The 21580-nt window shown below is 42.2% G+C and carries 16 protein-coding genes and 4 pseudogenes; 13 read left to right on the top strand and 7 right to left on the bottom strand.

All coding sequences use genetic code 11. The features are described 5' to 3' along the window. Nucleotides 1-858: 858 nt before the first annotated feature. The 10 genes and pseudogenes from TT12_RS09915 to TT12_RS18490 form a co-directional block, all read left to right on the top strand. Nucleotides 859-2570: pseudogene (locus tag TT12_RS09915) on the top strand (acetolactate synthase 3 large subunit). Beyond that, entirely contained in the window at nt 2570-3067 is a 498-nt protein-coding gene (ilvN, locus tag TT12_RS09910) for an acetolactate synthase small subunit (protein ID WP_045454430.1), read from the top strand. Before TT12_RS09915 ends, ilvN begins: the two are co-directional and overlap by 1 nt. Nucleotides 3068-3213: 146 nt before the next feature. Then, nucleotides 3214-4230: a ketol-acid reductoisomerase gene (ilvC, locus tag TT12_RS09905; protein ID WP_045446660.1), complete on the top strand. Its 1017-nt coding sequence runs from the start codon at nt 3214-3216 to the stop codon at nt 4228-4230. 270 nt (nt 4231-4500) lie between these two features. Beyond that, a complete protein-coding gene (locus TT12_RS09900; protein ID WP_045454429.1) occupies nt 4501-4926 on the top strand; it encodes a hypothetical protein in 426 nt (141 codons plus the stop codon). Between the two features lie 380 nt (nt 4927-5306). Next, nucleotides 5307-5519 carry a cold-shock protein gene (locus TT12_RS09895; protein WP_010196799.1) on the top strand — a complete coding sequence of 71 codons (213 nt, stop codon included), beginning with the start codon at nt 5307-5309 and terminating at the stop codon, nt 5517-5519. Nucleotides 5520-5771: 252 nt separating this feature from the next. After that, nucleotides 5772-6335 carry a DUF421 domain-containing protein gene (locus TT12_RS09890; protein ID WP_045454428.1) on the top strand — a complete coding sequence of 188 codons (564 nt, stop codon included), beginning with the start codon at nt 5772-5774 and terminating at the stop codon, nt 6333-6335. A 453-nt stretch (nt 6336-6788) separates the two neighbouring features. Then, nucleotides 6789-7537 (top strand): annotated as a pseudogene (locus TT12_RS09885) (electron transfer flavoprotein subunit beta/FixA family protein). 151 nt (nt 7538-7688) lie between these two features. Further along, on the top strand, nt 7689-8621 hold the full coding sequence (locus TT12_RS09880; RefSeq protein WP_045446673.1) for an electron transfer flavoprotein subunit alpha/FixB family protein: 933 nt from the start codon (nt 7689-7691) through the stop codon (nt 8619-8621). 342 nt (nt 8622-8963) lie between these two features. Then, nucleotides 8964-9785 carry a cupin-like domain-containing protein gene (locus TT12_RS09875; protein WP_207804044.1) on the top strand — a complete coding sequence of 274 codons (822 nt, stop codon included), beginning with the start codon at nt 8964-8966 and terminating at the stop codon, nt 9783-9785. 29 nt (nt 9786-9814) lie between these two features. Beyond that, a pseudogene (locus TT12_RS18490) lies at nt 9815-10171 on the top strand (cupin-like domain-containing protein); the annotation flags it as partial. A 106-nt stretch (nt 10172-10277) separates the two neighbouring features. On the opposite strand, the gene TT12_RS09870 reads toward TT12_RS18490, so the two are convergent. Then, nucleotides 10278-11072: a TrmH family RNA methyltransferase gene (locus TT12_RS09870; RefSeq protein WP_045454426.1), complete on the bottom strand. Its 795-nt coding sequence runs from the start codon at nt 11070-11072 to the stop codon at nt 10278-10280. Nucleotides 11073-11175: 103 nt separating this feature from the next. Beyond that, nucleotides 11176-12159, bottom strand: coding sequence for a class 1 fructose-bisphosphatase (locus TT12_RS09865; protein ID WP_045454425.1), 984 nt, complete (start codon nt 12157-12159; stop codon nt 11176-11178). A gap of 416 nt (nt 12160-12575) precedes the next feature. On the opposite strand from TT12_RS09865, the gene TT12_RS09860 reads away from it, so the two are divergent. The 3 genes from TT12_RS09860 to TT12_RS09850 are packed head-to-tail and all read left to right on the top strand — an operon-like array spanning nt 12576 to nt 15462. Next, the gene (locus tag TT12_RS09860) at nt 12576-13649 is read left to right on the top strand and encodes an aspartate carbamoyltransferase catalytic subunit (RefSeq protein WP_045454424.1); all 1074 of its coding nucleotides are present in this window, start codon (nt 12576-12578) and stop codon (nt 13647-13649) included. 60 nt (nt 13650-13709) lie between these two features. Further along, on the top strand, nt 13710-14921 hold the full coding sequence (locus TT12_RS09855) for a dihydroorotase (protein WP_201605539.1): 1212 nt from the start codon (nt 13710-13712) through the stop codon (nt 14919-14921). Continuing rightward, the gene (locus TT12_RS09850) at nt 14914-15462 is read left to right on the top strand and encodes a DUF2127 domain-containing protein (RefSeq protein WP_045454423.1); all 549 of its coding nucleotides are present in this window, start codon (nt 14914-14916) and stop codon (nt 15460-15462) included. Before TT12_RS09855 ends, TT12_RS09850 begins: the two co-directional genes overlap by 8 nt. Before the next feature lie 119 nt (nt 15463-15581). Here TT12_RS09850 and TT12_RS19135 read toward each other — a convergent pair. The 5 genes and pseudogenes from TT12_RS19135 to TT12_RS19385 all read right to left on the bottom strand — a co-directional run. Beyond that, nucleotides 15582-16855 (bottom strand): annotated as a pseudogene (locus tag TT12_RS19135) (cation:proton antiporter). Between the two features lie 88 nt (nt 16856-16943). After that, nucleotides 16944-18557 (bottom strand): DUF2254 domain-containing protein, encoded by a 1614-nt coding sequence (locus TT12_RS09840; protein ID WP_227678924.1) that lies wholly within the window; start codon nt 18555-18557, stop codon nt 16944-16946. 184 nt (nt 18558-18741) lie between these two features. Beyond that, nucleotides 18742-19596, bottom strand: coding sequence for an RICIN domain-containing protein (locus TT12_RS19395; RefSeq protein ID WP_502685180.1), 855 nt, complete (start codon nt 19594-19596; stop codon nt 18742-18744). A gap of 11 nt (nt 19597-19607) precedes the next feature. Then, the gene (locus TT12_RS19390; RefSeq protein WP_502685179.1) at nt 19608-20036 is read right to left on the bottom strand and encodes a TagA domain-containing protein; all 429 of its coding nucleotides are present in this window, start codon (nt 20034-20036) and stop codon (nt 19608-19610) included. Continuing rightward, nucleotides 20006-21580 (bottom strand): M66 family metalloprotease (locus tag TT12_RS19385; protein WP_502685178.1); only part of this gene is annotated, 1575 nt, incomplete at its 5' end. The genes TT12_RS19385 and TT12_RS19390, both read right to left, overlap by 31 nt.

Genomic DNA, 21580 nt, shown 5'->3' with positions numbered 1-21580 from the left:
TATATTATTTAATAACTAATAGTTAGGGATGGGCTTTAGAAGTTTTTCTTGACAATAGCTCACAAACCATCGAATATAATAGCAGTTGATTGGTCAGTGAGCGGCTTTTATGATATTGCCGTGGCACTTGAAAATGAGGACGATAGGTTACTTATCAGTGGCTTACGCAGTTTTCGTTTCTTTGTGACAATGATATTGCAAAGATAGTATCATAACGATTGTTATCGATGACTTTATGTATTGTCTCCGGACTTATCTGTCTACAATGACTAAGATAAACTTATTATTTGAAATGCGCTAAGCGTGACTCTAGCGGTTGTATTAAACATGGAAAAATATTCAGCAATTAAATCTTTTTAATAAGCCTGTCGTAAAATCTAACCATTTTACAAATTAGTATTGGTTGTGAGAGTGATTTAAATTGTGAATATCGATGCCTCTGTATAAATCAATCTGTTGTAAATGCTATTTGCTATTTATCAATAATAAGCTTCTTTTATAGATGCACGCGCATCTTGTCACTGTACATCGATAGACTCCTGCCATAAAACTGACCCTACATATATTGCTGTGTTTGAGTAGCCTGCTGTCTTATAAAACAGCGTTACTTAGAGATAGTGGGCACACATTCTTGATATGGATAAGGATTTGCAGCCATTTCTATAAGACGAACCATCTTGTGTAAATAGCATGGTTTTCTCTTATAAATGAACGCCTATTCTTGACAAAAAAAAGGTGATGACAGTGACGCAAACCACGCAAAGTCCGAATATGACGGGACATACCCAAACGGGGAATGCCGCCAAAAATTTTGAAGAAAAGCAACAACGCCTTGCTGAAGGTAGTGAGCAACCTATAATGCTATCTGGTGCTGAGATGTTGGTGCAATCACTGACTGATGAGGGCGTCAAATATATTTTTGGCTATCCAGGTGGTGCGGTTCTTCATATCTATGATGCTTTGTTTCAACAAGAAAATATCGAGCATATTTTAGTACGTCATGAGCAAGCAGCCGGTCACATGGCAGATGCTTATTCGCGAGTCACAGGGCAGACAGGTGTAGTATTAGCAACGTCAGGTCCGGGTGCTACTAATACTGTAACGGCTATCGCAACAGCGTTTATGGATTCTGTGCCGATGGTGGTCATCGCAGGTCAGGTACCTAGCAGCCTAATTGGAGAAGATGCCTTCCAAGAAACAGATATGGTCGGTGTATCACGTCCTATCGTGAAGCATAGCTTTCAAGTGCGCCACGCTAGCGAAATCCCAATGATTGTCAAAAAAGCCTTTTATATTGCTCAGTCTGGACGCCCAGGTCCTGTAGTGATTGATGTACCAAAAGATATGACCGCGCCAAGTGAAAAGTTTGCTTACGCTTATCCAGAAGAAGTGTTTATACGTTCGTATCAGCCGTCATTAAAAGGCCATAGTGGTCAGATTAAAAAAGCGGTTGAAACGCTGCTTGCTGCAAAGCGTCCGATTATTTACTCTGGTGGCGGTGTTGTTTTAGGCAATGCGCATAAAGAGCTTACTAATCTTGCGCACCGTTTAAACTTACCAGTAACCAATACCTTAATGGGCTTGGGTGCGTTCCCTGGTTCTGATAGTCAGTTCTTGGGTATGCTCGGTATGCATGGCACTTATGAAGCCAATATGACCATGCATCATGCCGACGTCATCTTGGCCGTTGGTGCACGTTTTGATGACCGTGTCACTAATAATGTCAAAAAATTCTGTCCGAATGCGACGATTATTCATATTGATATTGATCCTACCTCTATTTCAAAAACGATTAATGCCCATATTCCGATTGTAGGCGATGTCAAATCTGTCCTGACCGATATATTAGAGATTATCGGTGATGATAAAGAGTTAGATCAACCAGCATTGTTGGATTGGTGGTCACAGATTAATGAGTGGCGTAAGCGTCATGGCCTGCGTTATGACACTAGTACTGATAACGGCATTAAGCCCCAAGCGGTCGTTCAAGCTTTAGATAAAGTGACGAATAGTAACGCTATTATCACCAGTGACGTCGGTCAGCATCAGATGTTTGCAGCGCTTTATTATACCTATAATGAGCCGCGCCAATGGCTAAACTCAGGTGGTTTAGGGACGATGGGGGTTGGCTTGCCGTATGCGATGGCAGCCAAACTTGCTAACCCTGAGCGTGACGTGGTTTGTATCACGGGTGAAGGCTCTATTCAGATGAATATTCAAGAGCTCTCAACCTGCTTACAATATAATTTGCCAGTTAAAATCTTAAATCTAAATAACGCCCAATTAGGCATGGTGAAGCAATGGCAAGATATGCTGTATGAAGGTCGTCATGCCCATTCTTATATGAATTCACTACCAGACTTTGTCAAACTCGCTGAAAGCTATGGTCACGTCGGTATCAAGATTACTGATCCTGCGACCATGGAAGCGCAATTGGCGGAAGCATGGCAATAACAGATAGATTGGTATTTATTGACGTTTATGTCGATCGTAACGAGCATGTATATCCAATGCAAATCGCTGGGCAAGCGATGCGTGATATGTGGTTAACAAAAGGGGAGCGTACCTAATGCAACAACAACATCTGATTTCGGTATTGATGGAAAACGAAGCGGGTTCGTTGTCGCGAGTGGTCGGTTTGTTCTCTCAACGTGGCTACAACATTGAAACTTTGAACGTTGCGCCAACAGACGACTCGAGTATTTCTCGCTTAACATTGACCACTATTACGTCACCTGAAAAAATAGAACAAATCACCAAGCAATTGCATAAATTGATTGAAGTGGTTAAAGTGCTTAATCTATCAGATACCGTACACGTCGAACGTGAGTTGATGCTCATAAAAGTACGGGCAACGGGCGGCGTACGTGAAGAGATTAAACGCAGTGCTGATATTTTCCGTGCACAAATCGTTGATGTGAACGCCAATCTATATACCATTCAAATCGTTGGTGACAAAGCCAAACTTGATGGCTTTATTGATGTGATTGGTCGTGAACGTATTATGGAAGTGGTGCGTTCGGGTGTGATTGGTATTGCACGCGGCGAAAAAACGCTCAGTTTATAATGGGTGCTTACTGTACTATTGTAGGTCAAATTATTTATTCAAACATTAACATAGCGCTTATCTCACCTATCACTTCGATAAGGTGATTATAATTTAAGTGTTTATTTATCCATGGCAAGCCATGATTTAGGAAAAGGACTCTGTTTATGAACGTTTATTATGATAAAGATTGTGATCTATCAATCATCCAAGGCAAAAAAGTTGCCATCATTGGTTACGGTTCACAAGGCCATGCACACGCGCTTAACCTACAAGATTCAGACGTTGATGTGACCGTTGGTCTACGTGCTAACTCTGGCTCATGGAAAAAAGCGGAAAACGCAGGTCTGAAAGTAGCTGAAGTAGAAGAAGCGGTAAAAGCCGCTGATGTCATCATGATTTTGACGCCTGATGAGTTTCAAAAAGAGCTTTATAACGACGTGATTGAGCCTAACATCAAAGAGGGCGCTACCCTAGCCTTTGCTCATGGTTTTGCGATTCATTATAACCAAGTCGTTCCACGTGGTGATCTTGATGTCATTATGGTTGCACCAAAAGCACCAGGTCATACGGTACGTTCAGAGTTTGCAAAAGGCGGTGGTATTCCTGATCTTATCGCTATCTACCAAGATGCCTCAGGTCAAGCCAAACAGTTAGCACTATCTTATGCTGCTGGCGTTGGTGGTGGTCGTTCAGGTATTATCGAAACCACCTTTAAAGATGAAACTGAAACTGACCTATTTGGTGAGCAAGCGGTACTTTGCGGCGGTGCAGTAGAGCTGGTTAAAATGGGCTTTGAAACCCTAACTGAAGCTGGCTACGCCCCAGAAATGGCTTACTTTGAGTGCTTGCATGAGCTTAAGCTTATCGTAGACCTCATGTATGAAGGCGGTATCGCTGATATGAACTATTCAATCAGTAACAATGCTGAATATGGCGAATACGTAACTGGTCCTGAAGTCATCAATGAGCAATCACGTGAAGCCATGCGTAATGCCCTAAAACGCATTCAGTCTGGTGAGTACGCGAAGATGTTTATCTCTGAAGGCGCAACCAACTATCCATCAATGACGGCTCGTCGTCGTAACAATGCAGAGCATCAAATCGAAATCACTGGCGCTAAGCTACGTGGCATGATGCCTTGGATCGGTGGTAACAAAATCATCGATAAAGAAAAAAACTAATTCAGTATTAAGCTATTAAGAGATTCATCGCTGATATAGAACTAAGAGCCCATGCTATTACTTAATAGTGTGGGCTTTTTTAGTTTGCACTACTTTAGTGAATTTTAACCACAATCGCTTTGGTGTTGGTTGAAAACGACCAATCGATGCCTCATATATCTAGCCTTCATTGATTTTTTTGAATATTCTTAGTGCAACCAATTGCTGGTTAATTATCAAGACGATTGAGTTGCGCGTTCTTACTTTTTTATAGATTATAGGTTGTGTGTTGTGCAAATATCTTATCCAGACTGGCTAACGCCGCAATTCGTATATATTACTCTTAGCGCTGTGGTAGCTGTTTTAATATGGATAGAAGGGGAGATGCTCAAAAAAACCGATGGCAAATTGCCGAAGTCTAAGTTTTTTCAAATCAGCTCACTCTTGGATACTTTGTGGTTCTTTATTTCCGTTGTCATATTATATGTGATTGATTTGACGCCACTAGCCATTACGGTACCTGCTGCTTATGGCATCTATACTACCTTTGGATGGATATACGGGACGCGTTTACTAAAACGTAAAGGTATTCCTGATTCTCCTAAAGACTTGGTGATACCTGCTAAATATATCGCCTATAGTCAGTCATTTTCGCTGATATTTTTTGCGCTTTGTTTGTTAGTATTAAGTTCACCGTGGTTACCGATATCTCAATGAAGCATATGCTGACTTATCACCTATTTATTATTTGAGATAATGCTGTCATCAACTTAAATGACACCTTTACGTTAGAATGGTAGATAGTAAATGATATAAAATATCTTTCTTATCAATGTATTAGATAGTATTTTATTGGCTGTTGTGACTTTTCAAAACGGATTATCGTTATTTACAAAAATCATCAATTTAACCTGTTGCGATTATAAAAAGCTGCTATAATCAGCCTGTACTCAAAAGATTTTAGGTCGTAATTTCAAGCTATCTAACGATATTTTGATCGTATTGACTGTTGCATTTAGCAGAAAATAGTTTGGGTATATATCAATTAATCGGTGACGACATACGTCTCGCCAACAGTTAAAGAGTTAGGAAAATTTATGTCAGATAAAGTTGAAGGCACTGTAAAGTGGTTTAATGAAGCTAAAGGTTTTGGTTTTATCGCTCAAGACAATGGCGGACAAGACGTATTCGCTCACTACAGCGCTATCCAAGGTGGTGGTTTCAAAACTCTAGCCGAAGGCCAAAAAGTGTCTTTCATCTTAGGTGATGGCAAAAAAGGCCCACAAGCCGAGCAAATCGAAGCTATCTAATCTCATTTGACATCTGGTAAGCTGATTAGTCGGTAAGCTTGATGACAGTTAAGATTATCAATATGCATTGATGCCTTTGTTTGTTAAAACAATAAAAATACTGTTTCAACTCTAAAAAAAGCAACCTCTTATCAGGTTGCTTTTTTATGCCATTTTTCTCGCTATAAACGTAAAATCATCAAAAGCATACTGATATTAGCTGTCAGTCATCAGCACTGACTCAAAAAAGATCTAACAAAATAAGGTTGTTTTATGAAGTGGGAGCCATGGTTTTCAATCGATTGGCAGCAAGTGCTGGGTATTTCTCTATCTGCAATCGGTTTTTATTTAGGGTTAATGTTATTTACAAGATTGATGGGGTTGCGAAGTTTCTCCAAGCTCTCAAGCCATGATTTTGCGATGACTGTCGGTATTGGCAGTATACTCGCTTCAACGGTGCTATCAGACACACCGTCATTAATGCAAGGGCTGTTTGCTGTCGCGGTATTATTTGTGATTCAAGGGGTTATCTCATTTATCAGGCGTAAATTCAAACCGTTAAAATCTCTGATAGACAATCGAGCCATTATATTAATGGCTCATGGCGAGTATTTTAGTGGAAATTTAAAAGAGGTCAATCTTAGTACCAGTGATGTTCAACAGGTTTTACGCAAGAATGGGATCAAGTCTAAAACCGAAGTATTTGCTGTCATTATGGAAACCACAGGGGAAATGAGTGTCATCAAAAATAATGCAGTCACGCCTGACTGGTCATTATTCGATGATATACGCGACAGTGAGTTGCTGATTGGTTCTAGTAAAAACAGCAAATCGTAGATTTTGAGTTTTTGATTGTTGTTCTCGATTGATGCCAACGAGATAGATCACAACAATCCATTAAGTAACTATCGTGTTGACAGTGCTGAAAACAGGTGAAACATTGAGAATGTAGGTTAAAGAAGACTGTAAAATTGTGCACTTATAAACTATTTATTATAAAATGGTGACAAATTTATGACGCATTATTCACGGCGTTGTCTTGACCTTATGCCTGTGGTCACGCAAGATACAGGGGTCTGATAATAACGGTTGGCTTAGCTTTAGCAGATTTTATCAATGAGTAGTGTGATACTAATACCATTTTCGGTATTGTTTCTTCTCGCTTAATTAACTACTATCTGTTGACGCAGTAATAACCCTAAGTAGTATTTTGAACGACAGTTTAAAAAAATGAACCTTTGGTTCTTAACTGACAATTTTTAATTCATAACATTAATAAACGAGGAACGTATGAAAGCATTAGTAGCGGTCAAGCGTGTCATTGATTACAACGTAAAAGTTCGTGTAAAAGCTGACAACTCTGGCGTTGATTTATCAAACACTAAGATGTCAATCAACCCTTTTGATGAGATTGCAGTAGAAGAAGCGGTTCGTCTAAAAGAAGCGGGTGTGATTGATGAAATCATTGTTGCTTCAATCGGTCCAAAAGAATCACAAGAGCAAATTCGTGCAGCGTTAGCATTGGGCGCTGATCGTGGTGTTTTAGTGTTGACTGATGACAAGCCGTATCCATTACAAATTGCTAAGATCCTCAAAAATATCGCCGAGAGTGAAGGCACTGATATTATCTTATTGGGTAAGCAAGCCATTGATGATGATAACAACCAGACTGGTCAGATGCTAGCGGCATTGATGGGTATCGGTCAGGGTACGTTTGCATCAGAAGTGAAAGTAGAAGGCGATAAAGTAAACGTGACTCGTGAAATCGACGGTGGTTTACAGACGCTAGCACTTGAGCTACCAGCGGTTATTACCACTGATTTGCGTTTGAATGAGCCTCGTTATGCTAAGTTGCCTAACATCATGAAAGCGAAGAAAAAGCCACTTGACGAAAAAACGCCTGCTGATTTTGGTATTGATATGGCCTCTAAGCAAGAGATCATTAAAGTTGTGCCACCTGCTGAACGCAAAGCTGGCATCAAAGTGGTTCAGTGGATGAGTTGGTCGATAAGCTAAGAAACGAAGCAAAAGTCATTTAATGTTTCAATGATTGGATACTTCGCTACGGCATATCCTGTACAAGGCTATAGATCTGGCTGATTTATTTTATATAAAATAATAGTTGTTCAAACAGCTTTGTACACAAACAACCGCATGAATAGATGATACGAACAAAAAAGGATTAAAATCATGGCAATTTTGGTATATGCAGAACATGACAATGCCAGTCTAAAAAAGGCAACTTTGAATACCATCGCTGCTGCTAAGCAAATGGGTGATGATATCCATGTGTTGGTTGCAGGTAGTGGTGCTCAAGCTGTCGCTGACCAAGCAGCTAAAGCAGAAGGCGTGACTAAAGTATTATTAGCAGACAACGCTGCCTATGAGCATCAATTAGCGGGTAACGTCGCGCTATTGGTTGCTGATATCGCTGGTGATTACAGCCATATCCTTGCACCTGCTACTACCACTGGTAAGAACTTTATGCCACGCGTTGCCGCTTTACTTGACGTAAGCATGCTATCAGAAATCTCAGCCGTCGTAGATGCGCAAACGTTTGAGCGTCCTATCTATGCTGGTAACGCCACAGCAACTGTTAAGACCACAGAAGATAAAGTCGTCATGACAGTACGTACCACGGCTTTTGACCCAGTAGCAAGCGAAGGTGGTTCAGCTACTGTTGAGACAATCGACAACGTGCAAGAAACTGGCAAAGCAAGCTTCGTTAATGAAGAGATGGCGAAATCTGACCGTCCTGAATTGACTTCAGCAGGCATTGTGGTTTCTGGTGGTCGTGCATTGGCAAATGGTGAAAACTTCACCAAATATATCGAACCATTGGCTGATAAACTTGGCGCTGCCGTTGGCGCATCACGTGCCGCTGTTGATGCAGGATATGTACCAAACGATATGCAGGTCGGTCAAACGGGTAAAATCGTTGCACCAGACTTATATATCGCAGCGGGCATTTCAGGCGCGATTCAGCATTTAGCGGGTATGAAAGATTCTAAAGTTATTGTTGCTATCAACAATGACCCAGAAGCACCTATTGCTAGCGTTGCTGATTATTTCTTAGAAGCTGATTTATTTACAGCATTGCCTGAGCTTACTAGCAAGGTTTAAGTTTGAACAGTTAAGCGTTTAATGTCGCTTAATATATCATAAGTCATAAAGCCTTCGGTTCAATGAATCGAAGCTTTTTTGTGGAGTATTGTCAATGCTGACATGATTTCGCTGTTTCTTGTATAGCTACAGTTCATCTTGTTTTATCTGCATTTTTGAACTGCGGACATGCTCTAGTCAAATGGATAAATGTCCGCTACTATATGAATGTAAGCTATTATATTAATGTTATAGTTTAATTTGTAGAGCAAGATTATAGTGATAATTAACTGACTATACTCAATAATAGATGATTACATGATAGACCAATTAATTAGTACATTAAGGGATTAGGAGATGCTAATGAAGGCAGAATTAAACACGTCAGAACGCTTACCTCAGGAATGGAATGACTGGGTAGCGACTAATATAATTCGCGGTGTCCAACCAGAGACAATTATTCAAACGCTAAAGGACAATCACTTTTCAGACGCTCAAATCAAAGCCGCTCTGAGTGATGATTCCAAGGTGGCGGCAAACGACAGTAAACAATCAATTCGTAGACTGCCAAATAATTGGAAAGGATGGGTCGCTACCAATTTGCTTGAAGGCACGAGTAAAAACAGTATTGCGAAAGTATTGGCTAAGCAAGGCTTTAGTCACGCAGAGATATTGCTAGAAATAGAGACAGCCTCTAAAAGCCCTTATCTACAAGCAGGCGTTAAAGCCACCAAGCTACTAAAAAAACGAGAATGGCTTCTTAATACTTGTGACGACTTAGCCAAGTTAGATCCCGGATACAACCAACAAATTGAGGTGATTGATACGCCGCCGTTTGAGGTATTTATCAAGGATTACTATAGTAAGTATAAGCCTGTGGTGCTTAAAAAAGGTATCGATCATTGGCCAGCACTGAAGAAATGGAGCCCGCATTATTTTGCAGATACGCTAGGCGATGCGGAAATTCAGGTGCAGTTTAATCGCGAGACTGATGCGCTTTTTGAACGTCATTCCGATAAGTATCGTAAATCAATGCTGATGTCTGAATTTGTCAATATGATAGAAAATGACGGTGAAAGTAATAACTATTATATGACTGCTAATAACACACAACAAAACGTTGAAGCCATAAGACCAGCATTGGATGACATCGGTAATTTTGGTGAAGCTATCGCCAGCTTTTAGATAATGATGCAGCTTTTAGTACCTATTTTTGGATGGGACCCAAAGGTACCTTTACGCCATTGCATCATGACTTAACTAACAACATGTTGGTTCAAGTGTATGGCACTAAGAAGGTTACGTTGATTCCAGCGTGGCAAGTACCTTGGCTCTATAATGATTTGCACGTTTATAGTGAAGTAGATTTTCCTAATTTTGATTTAAAGGAACATCCATTAATGCAGCATGTGACCCCAGTTGAAGTCACTATTAAAGCTGGTGAGGCGCTATTTATTCCTATAGGGTGGTGGCATTGTGTGAATGGACTGGAGAAATCCATTAGCATTAGTTTTACTAACTTTAATGCACCAAACAACTATTCTGCAAGCTTTATGGAAGCACAAGGTTAGTTTCTATATGTAGTTGAGAAAACAAATTCTACCTAAAGCATTGACTGAATCACTATATATATATTCAGTCAATGCTTTGCATGGGCTACATACATGACAGAATATTTTAGGAATAGTTTCTTTGACGTAGTGTTTCATACAAGCATAATGAGCCTGCAATGGCGACATTCAGACTTTCTTGACCATTAGGCTGTGGTAGAGCGATAGGGGTGGCGCACTGCATCAGCTCATCACAAACGCCTTGACCTTCATGCCCCATAATCCAAGCCACAGGCGCAGATAAATCGTGATCGTAAATGATAGTATCTGTGTGTGAGCTGGTCGCTAAAAGCGGTACTCGTACTTGATCCAAAATATCTTGCGTACTCAAGCCTTCATAAATAATCAGAGCAAACTGAGCGCCCATGCCTGCTCGTAATGTCTTAGGGGACCACGCTTGTGCTGTCGCACTGGTACAGAGTATATTCTTGATGCCAACCGCTGCTGCGGTGCGTAATAGGGTGCCCACATTGCCGCTGTCTTGCACATCATTTAAAATCAAGCAGTCATTATCAATCATCGATAAATGAGGCATTGGTACTTTAATGATTGCCATGATATCGATACCAGTACCTAAGCTACGAATGCTCTCATACAGCGAATTTGATAACGTTAAAATAGGCGTATAAGTAGGCAAGCGCGTCAAAATTTGCTGAACCTCAGGATGGTTGTGCGCAGACTCTGCGAGTAGGATTTGGGCAAAGGGGTAGTCGCTACGCAGCGCAGCATCGATGAGATGGACGCCCTCAATCACCGTTTGCCCTTGCTTCTTCCGCTGCCGCGCTTGCGTTAACAAGGATTTGACAAGTTTAACGGTCGTATTTTTATCTGAGGTAATAAGCTCGGTGGGATTTGCTACCATAGTGGATCGCTTAGAAAAAAATATAAAAAAATTAAACGATCGGTATAAAGCTTATAAATGCTCTGGCTTTATACTGATTGTTATCAAAGTAAAGGCAAAGTGCTTATTTATCAGCGTAAGTTACATGCAAATTTTTAACATAATCGACTTCATTTTTGCTGCCTAGTACCACTGGGACGCGTTGGTGAATATCGGTTGGCTCTATGTCTAAAATGCGATTGACTGCATCAGTAGCAGCGCCACCCGCACGCTCAATCAATAAGCTCATTGGATTGGCTTCATACATCAAGCGTAATTTGCCCGCTTTATTGGCATATTTGGTATCGAACGGATAAGTGAAGAGACCACCGCGACATAAAATACGATGCACATCACCGACCATGGCGGCCACCCAGCGCGTATTAAAATCGCGACCACGGACACCCGTTTCGCCAGCAATTAACTCATCGATATACTGCTGCATGGGTGCGCGCCAGTAGCGGTAGTTTGAAGCATTGATGGCATATTCGCTGGTATCGGCATCGATTTGCACGTTTTCTTGTATGAGCACATAATCGTTAGTGTCAGGATCTAGGCTAAACATCACGACATGATCGGCGATAGTTAGCGCTAGTACGGTAGAGGTACCATAAAGCAAATAACCGGCGGCTAACTGTTGATTACCAGCTTGCAAGAAGTCGCTATTTTCACTGACTTGACCTTGGCGCTGGTACGGTAAAATAGAAAAGATAGTGCCAACGGCCATATTAATATCGATGTTTGATGAACCATCAAGCGGATCGAACAATACCAACAAACTGCCATCTGCATTGGCAGGGGTAGCATCGTCAAGCTCTTCTGAGGCAACGCCTGCACAATGTGTATTTTTCGCTAATGCATCTAACAATAAGTCATTGGCCAGTACGTCCAGTTTCTTTTGGTCTTCACCTTGGACGTTTTGGTTGCCAGCTTCGCCTAGAATGTCTGCTAGTGCCCCTTTTCTCAATAATTGTGATATGGTTTTACCCACGTCAGTGACAGTAGTAATAACGTCACTCAGTGCAGGATTGGGCGAATAATCATTGAGATAGTCTGTAAGGGTTGTCATAAGGCTTCCTAATAAATGCTGTTAAAATAAAGGCTACTGAAACTAAGGATTAAATAAGGGGTTGGAAAATCGGTTGGGTCGCACGTTACAGACCGAAATCTGGTAAATTTTTAAATACCTCGCACGGCATCTTTGTCCTGACCACAAAATCAGCTACACTATCATTATTATTATTTATTTATCGTTTGGCTAAGCGGATTTTTAATGATGGTTTTGACAGGTCTATGGCTACTGCCCAAGAGGATGACGATGGCTGTTTTTTACAGCGCTATGTCTCTCACTGCCACTGGGGTAAATTGTAGCAAATAAGTGCCAAAATGTCCTTGTCTCTGTGCTTATCGTCGACTATAAATCGCCAAAAAACGCATAAATAATGATTATTAAATCATATAAACCAACAATAAAGACCTGCCATTATGCCAAATTCTATCGATAGCCGCTCAACTCAGACAGTCTCGCCAACGGATTATGCCAAATTCGACCCTGATACCATTCATGAGAAACTTGATGCGTCGTTAAGTCGTCCGCAGCTTAATAGCGATGGCAGTATTCGCCATTTTTTGGGGGTGGAAGGTCTTAATAAAGCGCAGCTGCAAGCGATTATTGCCAAAGCAGAGACGTTTTTTGATGATAATGGACAGCTCATTAACCGTCCTGAGCTCGAAGGCTATACGGTAATGAATTTGTTTTTTGAGCCGTCAACGCGTACCCGTACGACCTTTGAAGTAGCCGAAAAGCGTCTAGGTGCCAATGTGCTTAATATCGATATCGAGCGCTCTAGTACCAAAAAAGGTGAAAGCTTGCGCGATACGCTGTGGAATCTACAAGCCATGACGGCAGATATTTTTGTGGTACGGCATTCAGCATCAGGTGCTGCCCATTTTATGGCAACCGAAGTAACACCAGATATTGCTATTATTAATGGCGGTGATGGCTGGCATGCGCATCCAACACAAGGGATGCTCGACATGCTCACTATTCATCGTGAAGCGCCGCGTCCATTTGAGGAGTTGTCAGTGGCTATCGTTGGCGATATCAAGCATTCGCGAGTGGCGCGCTCAGATATCAGTGCGCTACAGACCTTAGGTGTCAAAGACATCCGCGTCTGTGCGCCGCGTACCTTATTACCGAAAGGCATTGAGCGTTTTGGGGTACAAGTCTATGAAGATATGAATGAATGTGTCACGGACTGTGATGTCATTATGGGATTAAGAATACAAAACGAACGTATCGGCTCGCCACTATTGGCATCATCGAGTGAATATTATAAACACTACGGTATTACACCAGAGCGCATGGCGTTGGCTAAGCCGGATGCGTTGGTCATGCATCCAGGGCCGATGAACCGCGGTGTTGAGATTGCATCAAGCGTTGCCGATGGTGACCAGTCAGTGATTTTAAAACAGGTGAATAACGGCATCGCTATTCGTATGGCAGTACTGTCGTTAGCTATGGAAGGTCAGCGCGCTCACCAAGCTGCGAGCAAATAATCCTCTGCCTCGCTGTTTTATATTTATTTATCCCATTTTATTGATACGGTAATAACGCTCATGACAACTATGTTAAATACGGATGCACCGATACTTAACCATCTTCCTCAATCATTTAAAGACTCACTATCAAGTGCTGCGACAGATAAGTTGGCGTCACTCGAAGCTGGTCGTGAAATGTGGCTGCTGCCGCCTTTGGTTGATTTGTGCGCCCGCCTACGTGAACCAGGTCAACAACAACATGGCACTTTGGAATCAGAAGGACGCGCTGCTCGCGCCAATGGTTTTTTGCATGTGGTCATTCCGCCTGATACCAATCCTATCTTAGAGAACGGTTCATTATTAAAAGGCTTACGTGAGCGCGCGCTTGGTGATGGCGGCATATATTTGCATATTTTGGGTGCATTGACTGCTGGTTTAGAAGGCGAGCGTCCATCAAATATCGCTGGGCTTAAAAAAGGCGGTTGTATAGCCGTTTCTAATGCGCGCCGCCCTTTTCGCAATGATTTAGTATTACTGCGTACACTGGAATACGCCGCGACTTTTAATATGAAAGTATTCTTTTATCCTGATGAACCGAGTCTATCTGGTGATGGCGTGGCGCATGAAGGTTATATCGCGTCATATCATGGCTTGCAAGGGATTCCTTGGATCGCTGAAACGGTTGCCTTGTCAACGCAGTTGCTAATGGTTGAAGAAACGGGCATCGCCGCTCACTTTAGTCAATTATCCTGTAAATCTTCAATCGAATTGATGCGCTGGGCAAAAGATAAAGGTCTGCCCGTGACTTGCGATGTGGCGATGCATCAGTTGTATTTGACCGATGACAATTTAGAGGGTTTTAATGCCCAAGCCTATGTATTACCACCCCTGCGTAGTAATACCGATCAGCAAGCCATTCGCCGTGGTCTAAAAGATGGCACCATTGATGCGATATGTAGCCATCATGAACCCTTGAACAGTACCGCCAAAAAAGCCCCATTTGCTGAGAGTACACCAGGCATCTCAAATTTTGATACCTTTATGGCGCTGGCTTGTCAGCTAGTAAATGATGAGGTATTAACCTTAGAGCAACTCGTCGATAAAATCTGTCTCAATCCGGCGAAAATCGCTGGTATTAGTGAGCAATATGAAAAAATCGGCGGCGCAGTACTGGTGGATCCTAATTTGGAATGGCAAGTGACCGCCCAATCCATGCTGTCCAATGGTAAAAACACGCCATTCTTTAATCAGCAGTTGCAAGGCCGCGTTGTGGAGACTTTCTTTGGCTAATTTGCCTAGGCAGGATGATAGTCTGCAACCATCCTCGAAGGATAACGATCATCACTTGCACAACCAAACCATCAAGTCGCACGGTACTGCCAGTGAATCTATCAAAGCGGTGGCAATCTATGAGGTGATTAAAGGGATCGGTGCGCTATTAGGGGCAGGGGCTTTATGGTCATGGCATGCTGACCTTGACCATTGGCTAACGACGGCGACTGATTCTTGGCAACAGACTTTTGGACAGCTACTGGCACCGCAAGTTGACAGTGCAGTACGGATTGCCCAGCAGGCAAGTAAAAACTGGCCATTATTCTTGTTATTAATCTTTGCTTACGCCAGTCTGCGTTTCCTTGAGGCTTATGGCTTATGGCAAGATAAAACATGGGCGTATTGGTTTGGTGTGCTGGGTTATGGGGTGTTTATTCCTATTGAGCTTTACTATCTAATCGTTAGCCCATTTGATTGGTTTAAGCTTGGGATATTAGTCTCGAATCTTCTTATTGTGGTCGTGGTCTATCGTAATATGAAGCGAAAGGGTCTGATATAAAAAGGGCTTATTATAGCGCCTATCAAAAAAACTGAATGTGTATGAAAAAGCCAGCGTAAGATAGTATCTTACGCTGGCTTTTCTTTTGCTAAAACGATTGGCTTAAAACTGGTTACAAATTATGGCTTTGCTGTACTTTTATCAGTGCGAATGCTTTTGGCGACTTTGCCAATACTCAAACCTTGCACCAAGATAGAGAATATCACCACTGCATAAGTGAGCGCCAATAAGATGTCGCGTTCGGTTCCCAGCGGCAGCTGCAACACTAAGGCAACCGAAATACCACCACGTAATCCGCCCCATGTCAGCACTTTCCATGCACCAGTCGGTAAATCGAGCTGACGATGAAAGGTTTTGGTCGTCATACCTACAACGATAAAACGTGCAACTAAGGCAATGACAATCGTCAAGCCAGCGGCGATAAATAAATTACCCGAATAAGCAATCATCACTACTTCTAAACCGATGAGTACGAATAAAATAGCATTGAGAATTTCATCGATTAATTCCCAAAATAAATCAATATAATGCCGCGTTTTATCGCTCATCGCCAATGCTCGTCCGCGATTACCAACCATTAATCCCATCATCACCATGGCGAGTGGTCCTGATAAATGCCAATGGCTGGCGAGTGCATAACCACCTATCACACCAGCAAGCGTTAATAACACTTCTTCTTGATAGCTATCGATACTTTTCAGCATGTAATACAAAATCGCCCCAAGTACTAAGCCAAAAATAATGCCGCCACCGGTTCAACCGCTAAGGTATGCGCCACATAATTGGCGGTTGGGATATCACCACTGGATAAAATACCTAGCAGCAATACAAAGATGACGACGCCGATACCATCGTTAAATAAAGACTCACCCGCGATGACCGTTTCTATACTTTTTGGCGCGCCAGCCGATGCCAAAATACCCATTACGGCAATGGGGTCGGTCGGTGATATTAGAGCACCGAATAGCAAACACCAAAGAAACGGCAAACCGAAACCAAGCAGCGGCAGCATAAAATAGAGCGCCGTGGCGATAAGCATCGCAGAGACGATGGTACCGACGCAAGCAAGGATACCAATAGGCAGTTTATAACGTTTTAAATCGCTGATATTGACGTGCAGCGCTCCTGCGAACAGTAGCATAGAGAGCATGCCATCTAATAAGACTTCGGTAAAATCAAGCTGCTCTAATAAGCTTACTTCATAATCAATCAGCTGATCAAATCCCAAAAATCCCAAAAATATGGCGCCAATAGATAATAAAATGGAGATAACCATCACGCCAATCGTGGTCGGTAGACCAATAAAACGATGGTTAACGTAAGTTAATAGGGCTGTGATTGATAAGAATATCGCGCTGATTTCAAGTATGGTTAGGCTACTGGTAGGGGCCATGAAAAAATTCTCAAGTGATTTTAAAATTGTCATAAGCTTAGCGCTTACAAACACTAAATAGGTTTGATTTTAGTTATCGTTTGTCTTTTTATTTTGATTGCGTTTGTAATGCTTGGCGAATATGGGTGTTAAACGCGCTAACATAGTCAAAATACTGATGATGAGCATCGTTGCTAAGTATGAATTGTTGGGCTTGTTGGCACATCGCGCTCAAGTCATCTATCAGCTCTTGATAGCTTAGGTTTTCTTCTCCTGCGCGCTCAATCAGTTTTATCTCATGCAATAAGGTTTGCTGCTGTGCGTTATTTACGCGAGCATAACTTAGATTGACCATCGCCTGACATAGCGCTTTTAAGACCATCAAATCTGCTGCTGCATACCGACGTATCTCGCCAAGCGAGGTATTGATAAAATCAGATATTTTGGGAGTATGAGTAACTATGGCTAATATCGCCAAGCGTCGCTGTTTAACTTCGGCCTTCGATGAATCATCGTTTTGTGCTGGTGTATAAAAATGATAGGGACTGGGCGGCTGACGACGCATCATAATACTTAAGCAACTGGTCAGTGATTGTACGCAGTTGACCGCTGTTTTTGGATCATTGATACCGGGCGATAAGGCGCGTACGGCGATTTCAGTCATTTGTCCCAAGCTATAAGCAATATCGTTAGAATGAGCCAGTCGTTGTTCGATACGTATACAGCCGGCAAAACGTTGCCAAAAAAGCCCGTCAGGGGCACGCGGTACAACAGCTAAAGATGGCGTCGCTGTTTCTCGTCGATTATTTGGATGACCTGCTGGACGTTGGTAAAAGTAGCCGATGACGTTTTTGTCAGTGACATAATCACCAAGATTAATACGCATTTGCACCACGCCGCCATAGTCTTGTGTCAGTGTAATCAGTGACTCAAGGTAAAATTGTTGAACATAACCTGAGCTTGGTGGATAAATAGGCATCGCTGACCAATGATGAAACTGTTCAATATCATGATGTTCTATATCGCGTTGATGCTGGATATCGCAATGATCACGATACCAATAGTGAATATTATTAATCGCATCATTGCTGGCGTTTTGAATCACATGTGAGGCTTGAATGGCATGTACCATATGTTGTACAAAGTACACCAGCAACAGCGCACATATAATTGCCATGATAATCGCAAAAGTCACTGCAAGCTGTGGCACACCAAAAGCCACGTCATATTTATGGATGGATTTTAACACCAATAAACTATAACTAAACGTGCCAATGAACGCCCCCAATACAAATTGATTTGGCGTATCGGTCAAAAAATTGCGCAATAGCCGTGGGCCAAATTGCGAAGAGGCCATCGACAGTACCGCGATTGTAATAGAAAATGTCGTGCCTGCTACGCCTAATACTGCGCCTGCGATGGCAGTCATGATAGCGCGCGCAGCATCGTCGTCACCCGTAAAAGCAAAGGTAATCTCTCTGACGGTTTCGCGGTCAAAGTGTTGATCGATAGTGACCAATAAAGGCGCTAGCAATATCCCGACGATGACGCACGCCGTTGGGATAAACCAATAAGAGCCAATAAGCTGCTGCCATAAGTTTCTTAGTCGATCAGGCATATCGGTCAGTGTCTGTAGCGACCATAACTGGGCAAACTGCTTTAGTCTGTGCGTTATTGTCAGCAATGCAGAGTTAAACCAGCCACTTTCAGGGTGTCTATTCAATATTATATGCTCCACAAATGACCTAAAAAGCGACCCATTTTTTATTACTAAGCTACGATTTTGTTTGGCTAATAAAAACTCTTAAAAGTAAATTACCTTACCATATAAGCCACAAAGATTAAAAATTTAGTAAAAAATAAGCCCCTATCATAGGAGCTTATTTTTAGCATAATGAATTCTTTTGTTAACTGACTAGATTGTCAATCCAATTGCTTATCGCAGTGCTTACTTTTGCTAGCACTGATGGCTCTTCTTTACTGTCCATACTTAATGAACGCGTTTGCATATCATCCGTCGATACTGGCTGTTTTTGCAGACTATCTACGATTAATGGTAGGTTGTTACCAGCGGTTGCTAAGATAAAGCTTGGGTTTTTGGTTAACGTTGTCCATTTCTGATTCCAGCCACCACTACAATTGTAAGTAATTAAGCTTCCGCGATTATCTACTAAATTACCAGTACGCAAATCAAAGCATTTGTTGCCCTGTTTGATTTGGTCAGCACCGTTCATCTCCCAAACTTGCGCTGGCGAGTCCAAGCTACAAGCACCCAAAATCACCCAAGAACCTTGTTCCGTTAAACACTGATCTAATGCCATTTTGCTGTGAATTTTACCTTTAAGATCGTAAATCCATTGTTCAGAGTCGTCACCAGTACAGCCACTTGGGCCACTAATAAAGCTATTTAACTTACCACCTTCTAGAGTTTCAACTTTAAGACAGTTATTGCCATTACGGATAGTAGTCACCTTATCTAAAGGTTTATCATCTTGTAGCTCTAAATCTACAACAAACTTTTGAAATTCGGTAAGTGCTTCAGGCTCTTTTTTGATTAAATCCGTACGATAGACATTGACCCAGCGGTTTAGACGATTTAGAGTTTCTTGCTGCTTCTCATAACGCTCTAATGTTTGGAGTGCTAAAGGGCTAAGCTCATCACGATACTCTTTGTAAGAATCATATAATAACTGACCGTTGGCGTCTAAACTAATAGTCGAATTTTCTGCTTGAGCAAGAAGTTTCTGCTCTAAGATTGGCAATTCTACCTTTCTTAGTGCCGTATAGCCTGTTCTTTACCAAAGGTAACCGCGGGTTTAATCGCATCACTATATTGACGAATATCAATGGTTGAGAGCTGTACTTGTGCTTCATTGACCTTTTTACAGTACAAATCTACTTTTTTCGGGTTGTCTGCAATCGCTAAATTAACATGGAACTTATTGGCGTTACTGGTCATTCGATTAGGAGCCAACGCAATATCATTAATCGTGTTATTACTATAAGTAACGCTTAACCAGCAGCTTGCTGATTCAAGCGAGTTATTCGGTGTCGGTAACTCAAAAACGTTGCCCCAGTTACCACGTGCTTCTGGATAAATGATGCCTTTTTGCGCGACAGGGTCATAACCGCCTAAAATGGTAAATACTGGCACGCCTTGCAAACGTGGTTTTAAGTAATTACCATCGCGCTGTTGTACCAAACGTTTTTAGAACCTTGCCATACCTTAGGCTGGATGACTTCCATCTTTCTGAGATCGGCATTCCATTTCTTATAGCCAGTTGGTGAGTCAGCGTCAAATACTGCTTTATCAAATGCTGGCTGGATCTTAATTTTTGTACTATAACCCGTATAGTGAGTATAGTTTGAATAAGCGCCACTCTGTGATCCACCAGACATCGCATCGCGACCATAGCCATAGGTGGCTAAGAAAAGAGGTTTACCAGTGAGACCATCACCCTCGACCTGTCGTGGCCAGTCTAAGTTGCTGCGCATTTTGTTTCTGACGCCATTATAGCCCCAGCCACTATTGGCATGATGCTCGGCCCAAAAGAAATCGCCGTTCTGTTCACCAGGATAATGACCCAAGCCATAATGATGACCGATTTCGTGGCTGAACTCATTACCTTGAGAGTCGATTAGGGTCAACATACCATTACCGCCGCTTAAGCCATGGTTATGTTCACCATTCTTATATTTACCGCGAGCGTGATGCGCATTGACGTTCTGGGTCAATTGCGGTTGCTCTTGACTTTGCATTGACGCACTGGTGACGCCCCAATTGGCTAAATTAATGCCAACACCAAAGGTTGATTTCGCGGTGTTTTCGCGCATATCACCAGCATAAACGCCAGCATCATTTGAGTCACTGACTGAGTCATAAATAGTGCCATTGGCGACCATTACTCGTTCGAGCTTCATGTCATCATAGCTAGCAACGGTCATTTGTGCTGCTGGAATGGTTTGGAAGTAGTCTGAACCCGCTCTTTCTGGATCGCGTAGCATATAATGACCCCAAGATTGAGGTGCATCCGTTAACATGCCCAGACGGATATTGGTCAATACCAACTCACCAGGGGCGGCAAAATCTATGTTATCTTCTGACAGTTCACCGCTACGATTTTGGTTATCCACAATTCGAATTTTGAGACCACCTTGTACCTCATCCCAGTTGAGTTTGGTTGACCATGCGCGCTTACTGTAAGCAACGCGTGCGCGCTGATCAGTGTTAGTCTGATCCGTGTCTGGGATTTGAGTCGGATCGGCTAAATTGACAGTTCGTAATAAAACCCCGTCTTTGTAAATTTCAGCCGCTAATTTATTAATATCACCCATTTCAAGCGTAGGCGTCACCAATAACAGCGCCTCTTTTTCTGCCGTCAGGCGCGGCATGTTTTTTGCTTCGTTACCCTGTGGATCAACGGTATGATTCTGCCCAAACTGTATCATCGCTTGAAAATCGCCAACCAAGTCTGGACGAATAGCACGAATTTCTCCCGCTCTACCATCGTGGTCAAAAAACCCTAATAAATAAAAATCAGCAATATCCTTTCTTGGTTCTGGATATTTAATAGGCGTACTTGGTTCGAGTGGCGTAGCAGGAATGCTCGTTACCGGTGGCTTAATAGGCGTACTTGGCTCAAGTGGCGTAGCAGGAATGCTCGTTACCGGTGGCTTAATAGGCGTACTTGGCCCAATTGGTGTAGCAGGAATATTGGTTACCGGTGGCTTAATAGGCGTACTTGG

It is taken from the genome of Psychrobacter sp. JCM 18903 (assembly GCF_000586475.1).
In the GTDB taxonomy this organism is placed as follows: Bacteria; Pseudomonadota; Gammaproteobacteria; order Pseudomonadales; family Moraxellaceae; genus Psychrobacter.
This window is presented reverse-complemented; position numbering and strand designations above follow the sequence as displayed.